A 284-nucleotide genomic window follows, 5' to 3' on the forward strand; every position below is an offset into this window, starting at 1 on the left:
GGGAGTGTAACACCAACTGTGTCATAGGATTAAAACTTAAAAACCTCTTTCGAGTTTGAGTCTATCCCCAAATCTAATATAAAGTTGGGATATGGTCAAGCCCCAGTTATGCATTGGCATCGTCCATTTTTTTGCGATATCCTTTATGATCAGATACATCAATTTCATTAGTGCCTGTTCGGAGTTGAAGGCCCCTTTAGACTTAATGATTTTTCGTATCTGACGGTGCATTCCCTCGATCGGATTTGTGGTGTATATAATCTTGCGAACCTGATCCTCGTACT

At 40.1% G+C, this 284-nt stretch carries 1 protein-coding gene; it reads right to left on the reverse strand.

Features of this window, described 5'->3' with window-relative positions:
* Window positions 1-36: 36 nt before the first annotated feature.
* Window positions 37-284: transposase (locus LC454_RS26305; RefSeq protein WP_223585394.1), on the reverse strand; the 248-nt coding region annotated here is incomplete at its 5' end.

The organism is Sphingobacterium sp. GVS05A (genome assembly GCF_019969845.1).
Taxonomy (GTDB): domain Bacteria; phylum Bacteroidota; class Bacteroidia; order Sphingobacteriales; family Sphingobacteriaceae; genus Sphingobacterium.